The sequence below is a fragment of the Paraburkholderia sp. 40 genome (assembly GCF_050434105.1).
Classification (GTDB): domain Bacteria; phylum Pseudomonadota; class Gammaproteobacteria; order Burkholderiales; family Burkholderiaceae; genus Paraburkholderia; species Paraburkholderia tuberum.
The window spans coordinates 3,092,360-3,107,021 of the sequence record NZ_JBNPVY010000004.1 but is presented as its reverse complement, the minus strand read 5'-3'; the positions used below and the strand labels follow the sequence as shown (position 1 = coordinate 3,107,021).

Genomic DNA, 14,662 nt, shown 5'->3' with positions numbered 1-14,662 from the left:
CTCGACTCAGCCGTCGGAACGTTCACCGTCTTCCGCGACGTCATTCACCGCTGCCACCGGCAACACCGACTGCAGCGTGAACACCCCGGCCGCCAACGCCCGTTTATCGGCCGCCGTGAGCCGCTTGACCCAATACTCGGCGCTCGACGCGCTCGACCGGTCTGCCAGCTCGAACGACGCGAGCACCCGCACCGGCTTGCGCGAGCGCGTATAACGCGCGCCCGTGCCGCTCAGGTGTTTGTCGAAGCGAGCAGCGACATCGGTCGCGATGCCGGTATAGACGCTGCCGTCCGAGCATTCGAGCAGATAGAGAAACCACGCCATAACCGCGCTTCTAGCCTTTGAACGGATTGTGTTCGCGCAGCTCGTCCACGTACGCGTGGATGCTGTTTTTTTCGTTATCGAGGAAATGGCCGACCGCATCGGCGAACGCCGGATGCGCGAGCCAATGCGTCGAGCGCGTGACCGTCGGCAGAAAGCCGCGCGCCATCTTGTGTTCGCCCTGCGCGCCGCCTTCGAATGCGCCGAGCTTTTCTTCGATGCAGAATTCGAGCGGCTGATAGTACGCGGTTTCGAAGTGCAGGCACGGCACGTGTTCGAGCGCGCCCCAGTAGCGGCCATACAAGGTGCCGCCGGTTTTCTCGTCGCGCTGATAGACGACGAGCGAGCTCGCGATCGGCTTGCCTTCATATTCGGCGATCACGAGCAGCAGATTCTCCGGCATCGACGCGCCGATCATCCTGAAGAAATCGAGATTCAGATACGGACTCGAAAAATGCTCGCGATAGGTTTGCCGATAGCACTTGCTGAAGAAGCGCCAATCGGCATCCTCGATGTCTGCGCCGCGGATCCTTCGCATCGTGATGCCGGCCTCGTGCACCTTGCGCCGTTCGGCGCGGATGTTCTTGCGCTTCTTCTGTTCGAGCGTCGACAGAAAGTCTTCGAAGTCGCGATAGCCGTCGTTGAGCCAGTGAAACTGCACGCCTTCGCGCTGCATCATGCCGATATCGGTGAGCGCGTTCGCTTCGCTCTGCGTCGGAAACAGCACGTGCAGCGACGACACCTCGGCCTGCTCGGCGAACGCCATCAACGTGGCCGCGAGATGGCGCAACGCATGCTCGTTCGCCGACAGTAGCCGGTTGCCCTGTACCGGCGTGAAGGGCACCGCGCACAGCAGCTTCGGGTAATAGGGCACGCCGTTGCGCTTGTACGCGTCGGCCCAGGCCCAGTCGAAGACATATGTGGCCGGTGGTTTTTTGGCCTTTTTTTGAACGGGTAGCGTCGGGTGGGTTTGTGGCATTTATGTGTCAATTACCTTTCAAATCCTACCGCGGCTCGCGGAATTACAAAGCTTACAATTAGCTTTGGAAGGTGGGTTCGATTCGGCAATTTCGCAGCTGACGTGTCGCTGCACTCCGTCAACTCGCGTTCTAGCCTGCTTTCTTGCGCGGGCGGCGCGATTTGCCAAGGTGGTCGCACATTTCCTCGAACCACTTTTTCATGAAGGTTTGGTCTTCAATCGAAAGTCGCTCGAGCCGCGCCGCGAATTCTAGCCCCACATCGACTGGCCGCGTTGACTCCCCTTGCAAGAGTTCCGCCACAGGCACGGCCAACGCTTCAGCTAGCTCAAACAAACGGGGCAGAGTTGGGAGAGCAGTGCCACGTTCGAATCGGCTGATGGTCTCCACGTGAACGTCTAGCCGCCGAGCCAGATACTCCTGTGAATATCCCCGTTCGATGCGAATTCGAGCGAGCCTAGGCCCGAGTCGATTATTCAATGTGTGGTCTGGAGTCGCTGTCACTACTCAACATTCAGTGTCGTTGGTCAACGCGCATGTTCCCTTCTTCTAGCATTTGATGTAACAACGTGATATGTTGGTAGACAACGTTTTGCGTTGTTATAGTTCCAATCTGAATTTCCTCTGGTCGTTCTGATGCTATTTACTGACAGCAGTTGGGAAGAGCCACATCCCATTAAGAAGAGGCTCATGCAGCCACTTCTTCCGTGGCGCTGCGTTGGATGGTCGGACCTCACGCTGAACTTTTTTGTCGTAGCCTCCTCTGGCGGTGCGGACTGCGCGAGCCCGGACGGTTGGGTGGTGGACGGTGCTGAGGCGCTGATTGAACTGGTATTGCATCTTGGCGATGTAACCTTTTCGGTTCACCTGTTGGGTCGTAATGAGGATGACGCTTCCGTCACGCTCTGCCGGGTAAGCGGATTGTGGACGGAGGTTCAAGCCAAAGATTCGGACGTCGTGCGTTATTGGTATTCAACTACCGACGGGGAGACGAGACCGTGCTCGCCTGTCGCATCCGGTAGGCGCGTTGAGAGGCCACGGTTGGTAAACGTAATGAGCTTCGAGAACGGGTGAGTAAGCGAGATTCGAAATCTACGGCCGGTACCTGAGCAAGCACATCTCGGAAGGACGTGGCCTGTCGTCAAAAATGGGCGTGGAGGTCGCCTCAGTCCTGCGCCCACAGGTAATGAAGTAGCAACACATAGGGATGGCTATGCCGAGGTCCGAAAGTAATACGAGCAACGATGTGCGACAAGTCATGCGCAATGCCGCCGTTGCGGCGATGCTGTCGGACCCAACAGGCGCTGAAGCAAGTCTTTTCCTGTCGAATGCGGAGGTTGGCCGCCTGTTCAAAGCACACCTCATCCAAGTCATTGGCACCGCCACGTTGTCGAACTTGGACCTAAGCTCGACTCGTGAGGAAGACGAGAAGCAAGGGCAGCTGACCAACCGCCGAGCTTCAGAACTTCCGGGGTTGACCGATGTCTCTGCGGCGAACATAGAGCGGTACTCCCTTGTTCTACAAGGAAGGCTGCTTCCCGCTGAGGACTTTTGCAAAGCCGCAGGCATCACTGATGCAGAAGCTAAGCGAAGAAGTTGCGTCGTGCAGAGTGTTTACTATGGAATTCGAGTCCAAGCAGTATTACCCAATCTTTGCCTTATCGAATCTAGTCGACCGCAGGGATTTCGCGAAGGTCGTACGGCGCTTGGGTGACTCAACCGGTTGGGGCAAATGGAAATTCTTTACGACGCCATCAGAGTCGCTTGGAGGGCTCACGCCACTGAGGCTTCTGATGCGCGAGGAAGTGGAGCGAGCACTAGCTGCAGCCGCAGATTTCAAAGCGCTAAGTGCGACGTTTTTTAGCATCACAAGAACGACACCGGTCTCCGACTAACACCTACCGCCATGAATCCAATCACAACCAATGGAGTACCGCGGCCCTCTCGTCAAAAACGAGAAGCTCTTTCGCCTGAAGAAGCACGGCTGGCACTGATAGACCACGCGATTCATCGTGCAGTTGTCGCTGCCCTCCTATGTGACCCTATAGGCTGGAACGCACTTCTCGAGCTCCCCGCTGAGGAGCTCGGGCGTATGTTTAAGAATCAGCTGTGGAGAGTCATCGGCGTGCCTACGATACTCAACCTAGACCTTCCCGCGTTGCATCAAGAGGGCGAGGATTTACGCAAGCGCATTCGTCGGCAATCGAATTTGCGTACACACGAGGATGCGATACAGAGTGAGTCGGCAAATGCCGAGCTCCACGCTCTCGTGGACCATGGAAAGTTGCTACGTATGGAAGACTACATTGGAGCGGCAGGTGTCACAGAGAAGAAACTGAGCAAATCCCTCGCTTCAGGGAAAGTCTTTAGCGTTGAGCTCGAAGGAGAGGCGTACATCCCTGGATTTTTTCTCTCCCCCACGATTCCTAACAACGACTTTGCGAAAGTCTTACGGAGCCTCGGTGATACGTCCGATTGGAACACGTGGATTTTTTTTACCACACCAATAGAGGCGCTTGGTGGTTCGACGCCGCTTCAATTTCTCGCGATTAACAAGGTCAAGCCGGTGTTGACAGCCGCAAAACAATTCACGAAGCGCTGAGCACAGCTTCTATCGAAGTAATGGAACAGATTCTGGAAGTCGTCCTCCAAAATCTACCGCTACTGTATGTACCAGCGCTCGGAGCCGTCCTCGCTTTGGTGTTGTTACGCATAAAGAAGCGCTATGTGCACCAAGGCTACATTTTCTGGCGCTCAGCGTCTTCCTTGCGCGAGCCTTATCCTTCGCTAACTGCAGAGAGCGACATGCCTACGGAAAATAAAATTGACTTGGACATTGCACTACAAAAATTCCATGAACTCGGCTTAGAGGGCGGAGATTTGGGATACGCATATTGGTACAAGGTCGGGCAACTCCTCCAACGAGCAGCCAGCATGCAAGTGCAGATAGATGAGCTCAGAAAAGAGCTGGAGCTGTGCCAAGCGAAGCAACGCAAGAGACACTGAGATGGATACTTCTTCAAGGTAACGGTGCCCAATACTGATACGCAAGTTCCGGCTGACCATATCGTGTTAAGCAGGCTTCTCTCAAAGGTTTTGCGACACGGACCCGAGATGATTGGCATCCGGCTCGACCGTCAGGATTGGGTATCTGTCGATGAGCTGATACGCGCAATAGAACGTACCGCGCATAACGCGAATGCATCGAAGCGACTGAGGACATTGCCGACAGTGACCAGAGACTTCATCCTCGCGGTCGTGGCCACAAACGACAAACAGCGCTTTTCGCTCTCACCGGATGGCCTGCGGATACGCGCGGCACAGGGCCACTCGATAGGCGTGGACCTAGGATATGCCGCAAAGGAACCGCCAGCTGTTCTCTATCACGGCACCGCTTGGAGTAACTGGACGAATATCGCCGTGGAAGGGTTGACGGCTCAAACTAGGCACGCCGTGCATCTAAGCACGGACGTCGCCACAGCGACGCGGGTAGGTGCTCGCCACGGTCAACCATTGATACTGGTCGTGGATGCCGGGCAGATGCACGCTGATGGGTATATGAACCGGCCCGGGATTTCCCTCAGGATTACCCACAAGTAATGTGATGGTGCTATTCGTTTTGCCTGAATATTCGGTACATCATCGTGATTTCGTGCAGGACAAGAAATCCACGCCAGATGACGGTAGGACCAGGTGGACGATCATGCTTTCGAGCGAGATATCCGCCGAGTCTGGCGATCCACAAGATGACCTGCGCGAGTGACGGCGGTTTATCAGGTATTTCGGTACTGCCATGCGTACGACAGTAGAGGGCTCGCCACTCGATTGGCTGCAGCAATACTTCGCATGGCAGGTTGCCATCAAGCCTGGCAAGCAACATGGAGTACAGGATCCTCCAGCTTACGACGGCGAACAATGCGGTGGCGCGGACGAATCGATCGAGATTGCCAAATTGGCGGGCTTCAATGCGACAGCCACTTTTAAGCACACGATGCCACGATTCAATCGTCCATCGGCGCGCATACCATGCAAGACGCTCGAGGGCCTCTGCGTGTGTTTGCGTAGGCACCGAAGTCAGTAGAAGCCATTCCAATGGCTCTGCTCCTTCGTCTAAGTTCGTTTCCTGTGCATGAATTGCAAACACTTCAATTTCGGGAAGCTTCTCGCGACGACGATTTTGCGGCGGACGAAGGCGTACGGGCATGCAGCGCACAACCAGCCGTGCGGTGCGTGCCTGGCGGTTTTCGCGTGCAGGCACCTGCAGTTGCGCCTCTCCAAGCACTGGCGAGGCCAGCACGGTTTCCCACAAATATCGATCGGGGTGAGCAACGCGTCGGTTCCACGACGCGCGCACCAACCAGTCGACACCGGCAGGCCGCTGCGCCAGGAACACGTCATAGACATCGCCTTCACGGTCGCTCACGCCGATGACATGCGTGCACGGACAGTGCGTCTTGAGTACGCCCAGTTGCTCGATGCCTTCGAGCCATTTCGCGCTCTCTTTCTGTTGTACGGTTCGTTGCCCACGCAGATGTTTCTTGCCCAACTCCTCGTGCCTGCGTATCCAGGTCTTCATCCCGATCACCCCGAGTGGCAGCCCCTCTGGCGTGAGCGCAAGCAGACTGTGTATCAGGAAACCACGCACATGTGGATCGGAGCCATATCCCAGACCTTCGGTTGCCCGCAGATGAGACAAATTGAACTCGGTGGTGTCCTGAACAGCAAGGACGACTGGCACCTGTTGCATACGACACAGCGTTTGACCGATGTGCCCACCCAGCACGCCATCGACATCCACGTGCGGGTTGTCGAAAAAACGATATGCCGCCTTCAGCTCCGAACCATTGAACGACTGCGGAAAAGAGCAATGTGGGCCCAACGAAAGCTTGCGTGCCAGCGTCACGAGCCGTCTGGTCAGGCGAGCGTCGCCGAGCTCGGCGGCGCCAAACTCTTCATTTGCCCAATCATCAAGGTCAGATGTGTCCGACAATGCCCGACATCACAGATCACGAACCGGATCAAAGTTAACATCGGTCGTCACCGTTTACAAGCCATCGCCCTTCAATCGCACAGTCGCGAGCGACTTATGGGTAATCCTGAGGGGAAACCCGGGGCGGTTCAATACCTTCTCCCGCTCGGATAACGGCGTATGGCTTACTCAGGTTGTGCCGGCAGCTTACCTCTCACAGTTCAGACCGTACGAAAGCGAGCCAAAATCGTGAATGTCTGCGCTTATCTCAAACCTCTCAAGATGCGATGAGTGCGAAGGTGCGGGCTAAATCTGCAGCGCGCGAAAGAACTGTTACTCGCTGATACTACGTCTGGTCTCCGAGACGAGAAAGGCCGGTGCGTACGTAGCGAGTTCGAATTTCGCCGAAGCTTCCGACCGCGAACGCGAGCCGAGCTACAACGTAAGCAACATCCTTTCGCCGAGGAGCTGATTGTTCAGAGACCTATCCGCCAAACCGAACGTTAGGTAACGCAGCGGCCTGCGCGTCTCATCATGACATGCCCGTACCGGGAGATTGTGGCTTATCGTCGGAAACGCAAATGATGTAAGACACACGCGAGACTAATCCGGTATTTCCGCGCGCATCGCTTTCCTTGAATTGGCGACGATGCCTTCGTTTGCGAGCCGTTCCCAGCGCTTCGTCAGCAGAACATTCCCGAGAGCGTGCCGCAGCGGCGTACCGACGATAACTTCGGTTATGTAGGGCAATCGGAGCCATGCGTTGAGCAATACGGTCATCGCCTCCCATCGGCGCGCGGTCGGTTCATGGCACGGTTCAGACCAGTACGTGCTAACCTCCGGATTAAATGGCGGCATACGTGTAACGTGATAAAGCTGACGCCGGACCTCACCGTCGCGGGCGAAAAACGCAATAGGAACCTTGCCAGCGCGTTTCCACAACTCGATTGCCTCATAAACTTCGGGGTCGCTTATATCGACGACCCAATACACCCGCGTGTAGCCAAGATACAGACAGATGTTTAAGCTAATAAAGTCACCAGTCCCGACCCACTCGAAAGTGATATATGAATCAGAATGCTCAGTCTCTAGACAGTCAGCCTCCTTGTTCGTCAGCGCGCAAGTCAGCACCGGAGTGCTGTCGGGCAAACCAGACGTCTGCTCTGGCCTCGGCTTGAAAGTCCAGAGCGGGAGCAAAGTGCCGAACTGAAAAAGCTCGTCAATTCCATCAAACATTGTCGCGTCGTTCATCAATATCTCCCAGCCAGATTCGCTTAAATCCAATGGAGCACACTTCATGTGCACCTTCCGTTCGGCTACTGCTGCACACTGCTGTCCTTGAGGACTTCAGAGCACTGCGATAGTCGGCAGTAGGTATAACCAGATTTGATGAGCATGACGGCCAATAAAAAGTGGCTGCCATCTCGGGAGATTTGTGGACGCTCAAAAAAAGTACCACAGGTACGGCGAGATTTTCTGATATGTAATTCGCGACGCGCCCGTTCTTCTCGGAAGCAGATAGATATCTCCTGTCGAGGAACGGCTTGTTGCCGTTATCTCCTCAACGTCACCGCGGACAGCTATGTTGACGGTGGACTTCTGAGGTGTGAAACACGCCGCAAGGCGCGTACCTACGGGCGTGCGCTGCTTGCTCCATGGAATCGCGTTGCAGCTGGAGGTTCGCCCAACATCCTGGCCACGCGTCGCTCTGCGCGGTTCGCATCTTGAAAAACAGAACGCAACCTGAATCTGCGCGCCGTGCCCCGCGCGGGCATATCCGTTGCGCATGAACGTTTACACCATTACACATGGAGGACATCATGGGCACATTGGACCCGCAAGGCGCCGCATCGGAAAAGGCGGTGCGGACATTGTCGGCAGCGGCACCGGAGACGGTCCGGGGCCGGAGGTGATGGCCGCAGCGACGCTCGACGGCACACAGGTTGTTTCGTCGGACGGAGAAACTAGAAACAACCGGCGTTACTGCAGGCCATCCCACTGCGATTCCGGCTGAATTTCTGCCGTCGGTAGCGGCGGCATGAATTTCAGTAGCCTTCGAAGGCGTCGGAAGCGCTGGCATCACCGCAGCCGCTGGCAACCGTGAACAAGCCAAACCGCCGCAGTAACTCTCTGCCTTTCAATGTAGGTGGCAGACGGATACGACCTGGGACTGCAGGCAGCAATTTCACCAACTCTGCTCGCAGCAGACTGACCGCGTCAGGGTCAGCGTGCTGTACCGGGTCCGGCCCAGGGTCGCTCGCAATTGCAGGCGTAAGGTCGTCCGGCTTGATGCCAGGCGCCTTAATACGGCGACGGAGATAAGCAACTATGCTATCTCGCTTTCTTTCGTCCATGACAGGCCTCACGGTGTGGGACACGCAAAAATTCGAAAGAAAAACTGGGTAGCATATGCCGACGGAACCGGTTTTTTTATGGCTGCGAGGCACCTGAAGCAGCCAGCCAGTCCATAAGCGGCGCGTTACAGCGACTCAAGGGCGTCGAGTCGCACTTGCGCAATCTCGCCCGGATGTTGGCCGCGGTATGCATCGAAGAGCTGTGAGCATAGCTGGGCGAGCGAATCAAGGCCTACGGCCTGGTCTGCGTGGTCGACCTCGCCTGCGCTGAGTATGTCGTCGAGAACCGGGGCGAGACGGCGTAGTCGCACGAACGTGGCGGCCTCAAGTTTCATATTGAACCTCCTGTGGCCAGGCGGTGGAGAGCACCCTGAGACCGCCTGTGTTCTGGGGATGCTTTAGCGAGTCCGAGTCCAACATACATTAACTCCAGCGCGTGTCAGGCGCCTGTGCGGGCTTTGACCAGCTCGCTGGCGAGAATCATTGCGTCTCTGTTAAGTGGTATGACTCGTCCGCGGACTCGGGGACGGTAGACCGAGTCGCCCAGATTGATATGCTTGCCGGATAGGGCGCAACACCCTGACGCGCGAGCGAGATACGCCGACCAGACCTGCTCTTCGTAGTTGCAAAGGGTCGCGTCATGCCAGCGCAGCACGAAGAGATAATTGGACAGTTTCTCAACGACGGTCACAGTGAAGGGGCGCACGTCGCCGCCGCCCGTCTGCAGCGGACGGAACGGCTCGCCCGTGGAGCGGGGGCGGCCGGACACGTCCGGAGTAGTTCGCATCGGGGCTGGCGGGGAAGAAAATCGATGGATGGCTGCGAGCGTCGATGCCCAGGGGTCCATGCCATTCGGCGACGAAGTGCCGCAAGCGGACTTTGACTGGGCGAGCTGGCCCGGCCGGTGCGCCGACGGATAAGGGCCTGAAGGCAGCGCGGGGACAATAGACGTAAGATTGGAGCCACTCTCTGACAGCATGTCAGAGCCCGTATTCGGTTCAGCGTTCAACATCGTGTTCCTCCCTTTAGCACTGTTTCCGGTGGCTGCGCTTTCTTCGAAAATGCGGTACTCCTCGATGGAGGCTGGAATGGCTCTCCATTGGCGGCATATCGAAGTGACCAGTCAAGGCGATTGGGCCTTACTGTGACTGTGCAGTCGAAGCAGTTCGAGCAGGCGCGAGGCTGCGACTGGCTTTCTGAGAAACGCCGACACCTGCAGGTGGGCCGGTGGTGTCGCCACCGCTGAGTTTAGAAGGACAGGAATAGTTGCGAAGTCCGGCTCGGCCGCGAGCGCACCTATGAGGGTGGGCCCGTCCATGACCGGCATCATGAAATCCGAAACCACGATGTCAGGGCGCCTTCGGCGTGCTGCCTGCAGTGCCTCATCTCCGTTCAACGCAGTCGTTACTTCGTAACCTTCTCCGCAAATCAACGTTTCAAGCGCCTGAAGCAGGCTCATGTCGTCATCGACCAGTAACACCATCCCATGACCCGCCCCCGAAGCGGTGGTCTTTCACCGCGTCTGTTTGCCGGCGACAGCTATTCCGCTGCTCCCACGCGTTGAAAGCAGTCCGTTGGACGGGAGCGTTCTCGCGGCAGCTGACGCCGCCAACAGCACAGTCTGTGTTTCCGTCTTCATCAGGTGCGCATGCTTGCCCGGTGGGCGCAGCCTGACTCGCGCGCATTACCGCGACAAGCGATGGCCGACATTCCGACGCTGACTTTCCGCCTGCGAGCATTTTCGGTTCAAACGCCCCTAGCAGAGACTCTGGGACCGCGTCGCTTAGCGCCTGCGACAGACGGTCGAGCGTCTGTTTTTCTTCCGTCGTCGAGAGCGGCTGCCAACAGCGCCGCGAGTTCTTCCGTCAGTGCGGTGGCAATCGGCGCGAGCTGTGTTTTGAGGCCTTCGCGTAGAGTCGGAATTCCCGATGAGGTGATGCTCCTCAATGCAGACTTGCGCTTTGCGGCCATTGGTGGCTCCCCAGGGTCTTTCGGTAGCGTGCATCCGCGCGGTGCGACAGTGCCGGGAGCCGTTGAAATAGCAACGACCTGCACAACAGAGCTTCACAGTACGTGGCTAGAGGTCGAATAATCCCTGACTTGCGGCTACTGGATGCATATTGCGGAGAGGTCGACGGTACGGCGATAGATGTTCCTGTCAAGCCACGGCACGAACGTGTACTCCGCATACGCGTTACTGCCGATATATATCCAGTTGTGCAAAACAGCTGACACGATGAATCCTTGAAGACGTTAAAAAAACGAACGGGTCGGGCCACCCCAAAAGGCGATGTTGTGGTCGGGCCGAACCGCGAGCTTTGCACTGTCATAACGGCAACGCTGTCTCGATGAGAGAAGAATAGGTTTTGCCGAATGGCAAATCTACTATACGGTAGGATATGTCGATACGCGTTAGCGTCACCTGGTTATACGGGCGTATAACTGCGCTTAGGAGATTTAACGAGCGGTGTCGAACCGTGCATAGTCCAGTCCTGCCTTGACCCTGAAGGCGATGTTGTCGCCGCGGTTAAGGACTCGGGGTCTGGTATTTGCGAGGAAAAGCTTCCGCGACCTTCGAACCGTTCCTTATGACATGCATTTCCGGCAGGGCGATGGGTCTGCGATTTCCAGTTCTATTCATGCAGCCCATGGTGGGCAAATCTGGGCCCCCAGTCGTTGTTAAGGCGGCGCAACATTCTCATTCAGCCTCTCGCCAGCCCTGGCACAGGAGGTGGTTGCGTCTACAAGGATGCGAAGAGCAGCGTCCGCGTAGTTCTCGCGACCGTTGGGGTCAAGCTGAATCTTGCACTCGCGAATAGGCATCCTGCTTGCGCGCCTACGCTCACGAACCGTATTAATTGAAGACGCGTCCCATGTTGCGTCGCATCAGACCCCGGAGCTGGGCATGAAAACGCTGGATGCAACGTCGCGCGCGGGCGGCGTCGTTGCGGTGGTGGTCCTGTCCGCAACTTTGTCCGGTTGCTACTACTACGTGCCCTACGGCTACGTTCCGTACGGCGAAGTGCCGGCGGCGCCGCCGCAGGAGCAATATCCTTTCTCAATGACCGACGCAGCCGCGACCGGTGCGGCCGCGTCAGATGTAACTGCATCGACGAACACCTATATCGCACCAGCCGCGCCCGTCTTCGTCGTGCCTGCGTATTACCCCGTCGCGTACCCGTACTACGGCTGGCCCGTGTGGTGGGAACCATCGGTGTCACTGAGCTTCGGCTATTGGGGCGGATGCTGTTACGGCGGGGGCCACCACGGCTACTGGGGCCACCACGGCTATTGGGGCCACGGATATCGCGGCGGTTGGGGCGGTCATGGGGGCTGGGGTGGCAACGGATACCCAGGGCGCGGTATGGGCGGCGGCGGCCATTACTGGGGCGGTGGCGGCGGTCGCGGGCATGCGCATTGAACGCTAACAGAGATGCGCTCGTGTTCAACAGTTCCCCGACAGCTGAGGCCGTGGGTGAACTGGACGCAGCTCGCCAACGCTCGGCAGCGTCCGGACCGTGCGGTGACCAGTTTCAGCCTCCATTGCATGTCGACGAGTCTTTTCAACACCTCCACTATCAATTCAACCGACGTATGAAGTTAAGCAGAACTATCTGCCAACGGAAGAGCGCGGCCGTCGAAATTTGACTAAAGGCCTTTCTGGCTGGGCTGTCTATCGCCCGCGCGATAGAGAGTGAGGCCAGGCGGCGGCACGTCCGGCGCGATTGAAGCGAAGACCCGGGCTTTTGGGGCTCCGCTGCTTCCATTCGTCCCTGGTTGCATTGTCGACCTTGTCCTTTGCGTCGTATGGGGGGTATTTAAATGCCTGCTGAATGGGTCTGTGGATATATACTTACAAATTAATCTGTAAAACTAAACGTACAGGCAACGCCATTTTAATAATATTTATTACATAAGAAGCATTCTTGGCAGCGCCGCGAACTTCGCGTAATAAGGATATTGAATGAATGTGCTCGTCGTCGACGATAATGAGTTCGTCGCGGACAGTCTGGCTTTCCTGCTGGACTGCATTGGTCACCGCGCCGTTATGGCGCACGACGGGGAGACTGCGCTGGAACTGCTCCATGCCGGCGCTTTCGAACTCGTTTTCCTGGACGAAAACCTCCCCGACATCAACGGCAGTGCCGTCGCGCTGTCGCTGCTGGACAGGCCAGTCTTCCCCCGGCCCTTTGTTGCCTCCATGACGGGTGACAGCGATAGCAACGAAGAGTTTGCCCGGCTCTTCGATGTGTGTCTGCAAAAGCCCTTCTCCCTCGAAGCACTCATGCAAGTCATCGAACATGCTCGCTGCAACAGCGATGCGAGCGCTCTCCTGGCCGCCTAGGCATTGCTTGCTGTCTGCTGCGGCGACGCCGGCGGTCGAGCGGGTATCCCACAGAGAAATTGATAATGACCGGCGTCAGACGAGAATGCTTCTCGCGCTGCCAGTCCCAATGGAATACCCCGGCGCATCAGCGCGGGGCGCTTTGACCTTTCTTCCTCGCTATCGAAAATTTCAAGGACACCGGCGCGACTATAAGCTTGTTGTCCGGGGTAATCGTCACGCTTGCCGTACAGCTCGCGCATGGCGTCTTCCTGCTCTTTGCCATTCGCATGACCCCACAATTCGAAAGCCCTTATAGCGCTCGCTTTGCGTTCATGTTCACGCGCTTCGAACTCAAAGCTTTGTCATTTCTCCGGGCCAAATGGGCGTGAAAATGTCATTCGTTCCATCTTGAAGAGCTTAAACGTTGCATCGCATATACGAGCAATTATTTTCTATTTGACATTGGTGTGCTGGCGAAGGAATAGTTGTGCTCGCAATTATCTTCGAGCCCGGCTGCGATACAGCCGTCCGAGGGGCAATCATCTGAGAGAAGTTGGACAAGATGAATCGCCATACTCAAAGTATCGGTCATCTCGAGCGCAGTGCCGAGAATGACCGGCGGCTGGCCGCTCGCCTTGACGGGGTATTGAAACAGGCCGGCATCAGTTCGACACGCGCGGCAAAGTGGCTGGGCGTTAGGGAATACGACGTGCAATATTGGCGAAGCGGAATTGCCGTCCCTCCGCTGAACGCTTGCATGCGTCTCGGCGCCATCTTCCATCTCGATGTGCACTGGCTTTGCACTGGGCAGCCTCAGGTCGCCTGATTCGCATCTCGTGGGAATTACGGACCAAGGGAGTTTCTCTTCCGTATCCCGCGAGCAACTTGAGGACAAAACTCCGGACATCGAACACTACAGAAGGAAATACAATGTTGTCCCAAAGTATTCTGATTGTTGAAGACGAACCCGCTATTGCCGAACTATTGACCGTCCACATAAAGTATGCAGGCTACCATCCGCTGCCAGCACGGGATGTCGAAGGAGCGAACGCGCTGGTATCGGAACGGTTGCCCGACCTCATCGTCCTGGACTGGATGCTACCCGGCACATCTGGCCTGTCCTTCCTGCGCAGGCTGCGTGCAGACTCGCGTACGAGGGAGGTGCCGGTCATCATGCTGACGGCATGCACCGAAGAACGCGACCTGCTGGACGGTCTGGAGGCTGGTGCCGACGACTACATGTCCAAGCCATTCTCCCCGAAGGAACTGATGGCTCGTATCGGAGCGGTCCTGCGACGGCGCGCCCCCGAGCTTGCCAACCACGCAGTGACGGTAAATGGCCTGACGCTCGACCCTTCAACCCTGCGTGTCTACGTCGAAGACGATGGTGCGCAGCTTCCAGTGCGTCTTGGCCCGGCGGAGTTCAATCTTCTGCATTTTTTTCTCACGCACCCGGAGCGCGTCCACAGCCGGACCCTGCTTCTGGACCAGGTCTGGGGCAACCATGTGTTTATTGAGGAGCGCACGGTCGACGTCCATATCAAACGACTTCGCTCGGCGCTGAAACCAGTCAGCTATGAAAGCATCATCGAAACGGTGCGTGGAAGCGGCTACATGCTTTCCCGGACCTCCCCGTCTCAGCGCACGGAGACTGCGATATAGGCAACGAGATTGCCGTGGCACACCGCGCTGCCATCGCGGCGCGATATACACC

General features: G+C 57.0%; 17 protein-coding genes and 1 pseudogene. 9 read left to right on the top strand and 9 right to left on the bottom strand.

Annotation, left to right across the window (positions count from 1 at the left end; all coding sequences use genetic code 11):
• Positions 1-6 precede the first annotated feature (6 nt).
• From OKW28_RS36405 to OKW28_RS36395, 3 genes are all read right to left on the bottom strand, one after another.
• Positions 7-324 (bottom strand): GIY-YIG nuclease family protein, encoded by a 318-nt coding sequence (locus tag OKW28_RS36405; protein WP_090803545.1) that lies wholly within the window; start codon positions 322-324, stop codon positions 7-9.
• Between the two features lie 10 nt (positions 325-334).
• On the bottom strand, positions 335-1,300 hold the full coding sequence (locus OKW28_RS36400; RefSeq protein WP_429452623.1) for a GNAT family N-acetyltransferase: 966 nt from the start codon (positions 1,298-1,300) through the stop codon (positions 335-337).
• A 130-nt stretch (positions 1,301-1,430) separates the two neighbouring features.
• Positions 1,431-1,802, bottom strand: coding sequence for a helix-turn-helix domain-containing protein (locus OKW28_RS36395; protein WP_429452621.1), 372 nt, complete (start codon positions 1,800-1,802; stop codon positions 1,431-1,433).
• Between the two features lie 754 nt (positions 1,803-2,556).
• Here OKW28_RS36395 and OKW28_RS36390 point away from each other — a divergent pair.
• From OKW28_RS36390 to OKW28_RS36375, 4 genes are all read left to right on the top strand, one after another.
• Positions 2,557-3,012, top strand: a complete 456-nt coding sequence (locus OKW28_RS36390) for a hypothetical protein (RefSeq protein WP_429452619.1) — start codon at positions 2,557-2,559, stop codon at positions 3,010-3,012.
• Between the two features lie 378 nt (positions 3,013-3,390).
• Positions 3,391-3,900 (top strand): hypothetical protein, encoded by a 510-nt coding sequence (locus OKW28_RS36385; protein ID WP_429452618.1) that lies wholly within the window; start codon positions 3,391-3,393, stop codon positions 3,898-3,900.
• 20 nt (positions 3,901-3,920) lie between these two features.
• Positions 3,921-4,304, top strand: coding sequence for a hypothetical protein (locus OKW28_RS36380; RefSeq protein ID WP_429452616.1), 384 nt, complete (start codon positions 3,921-3,923; stop codon positions 4,302-4,304).
• 24 nt (positions 4,305-4,328) lie between these two features.
• The gene (locus tag OKW28_RS36375) at positions 4,329-4,898 is read left to right on the top strand and encodes an RNA 2'-phosphotransferase (RefSeq protein WP_429452614.1); all 570 of its coding nucleotides are present in this window, start codon (positions 4,329-4,331) and stop codon (positions 4,896-4,898) included.
• 10 nt (positions 4,899-4,908) lie between these two features.
• On the opposite strand, the gene OKW28_RS36370 is transcribed toward OKW28_RS36375, so the two are convergent.
• Both OKW28_RS36370 and OKW28_RS36365 read right to left on the bottom strand, forming a co-directional pair.
• Complete coding sequence (locus OKW28_RS36370) at positions 4,909-6,288, bottom strand: IS4 family transposase (protein ID WP_429443705.1); 1,380 nt, start codon at positions 6,286-6,288, stop codon at positions 4,909-4,911.
• Between the two features lie 582 nt (positions 6,289-6,870).
• Positions 6,871-7,518, bottom strand: coding sequence for a hypothetical protein (locus OKW28_RS36365; RefSeq protein WP_429452613.1), 648 nt, complete (start codon positions 7,516-7,518; stop codon positions 6,871-6,873).
• Positions 7,519-8,087: 569 nt separating this feature from the next.
• Here OKW28_RS36365 and OKW28_RS36360 point away from each other — a divergent pair.
• Positions 8,088-8,230 (top strand): annotated as a pseudogene (locus OKW28_RS36360) (PRC-barrel domain-containing protein); the annotation flags it as partial.
• Between the two features lie 516 nt (positions 8,231-8,746).
• Here OKW28_RS36360 and OKW28_RS36355 read toward each other — a convergent pair.
• From OKW28_RS36355 to OKW28_RS36345, 3 genes are all read right to left on the bottom strand, one after another.
• On the bottom strand, positions 8,747-8,956 hold the full coding sequence (locus OKW28_RS36355; protein ID WP_429452611.1) for a hypothetical protein: 210 nt from the start codon (positions 8,954-8,956) through the stop codon (positions 8,747-8,749).
• 104 nt (positions 8,957-9,060) lie between these two features.
• Positions 9,061-9,408, bottom strand: a complete 348-nt coding sequence (locus OKW28_RS36350) for a DUF3331 domain-containing protein (protein ID WP_429454574.1) — start codon at positions 9,406-9,408, stop codon at positions 9,061-9,063.
• Positions 9,409-9,744: 336 nt separating this feature from the next.
• Complete coding sequence (locus tag OKW28_RS36345; protein WP_429452609.1) at positions 9,745-10,104, bottom strand: response regulator; 360 nt, start codon at positions 10,102-10,104, stop codon at positions 9,745-9,747.
• A gap of 1,422 nt (positions 10,105-11,526) precedes the next feature.
• Here OKW28_RS36345 and OKW28_RS36340 point away from each other — a divergent pair.
• On the top strand, positions 11,527-12,042 hold the full coding sequence (locus tag OKW28_RS36340) for a hypothetical protein (protein ID WP_429452607.1): 516 nt from the start codon (positions 11,527-11,529) through the stop codon (positions 12,040-12,042).
• 543 nt (positions 12,043-12,585) lie between these two features.
• Positions 12,586-12,966, top strand: coding sequence for a response regulator (locus OKW28_RS36335; protein ID WP_429452605.1), 381 nt, complete (start codon positions 12,586-12,588; stop codon positions 12,964-12,966).
• Here the strand turns inward: OKW28_RS36335 and OKW28_RS36330 are convergent.
• Positions 12,963-13,208, bottom strand: a complete 246-nt coding sequence (locus OKW28_RS36330) for a hypothetical protein (protein ID WP_429452603.1) — start codon at positions 13,206-13,208, stop codon at positions 12,963-12,965. The genes OKW28_RS36335 and OKW28_RS36330 overlap by 4 nt on opposite strands.
• Positions 13,209-13,510: 302 nt before the next feature.
• On the opposite strand from OKW28_RS36330, the gene OKW28_RS36325 reads away from it, so the two are divergent.
• Both OKW28_RS36325 and phoB read left to right on the top strand, forming a co-directional pair.
• Entirely contained in the window at positions 13,511-13,774 is a 264-nt protein-coding gene (locus tag OKW28_RS36325) for an XRE family transcriptional regulator (protein WP_429454572.1), read from the top strand.
• A 107-nt stretch (positions 13,775-13,881) separates the two neighbouring features.
• Positions 13,882-14,610 carry a phosphate regulon transcriptional regulator PhoB gene (phoB, locus tag OKW28_RS36320; protein ID WP_429454570.1) on the top strand — a complete coding sequence of 243 codons (729 nt, stop codon included), beginning with the start codon at positions 13,882-13,884 and terminating at the stop codon, positions 14,608-14,610.
• The last annotated feature ends 52 nt before the right edge of the window (positions 14,611-14,662 follow it).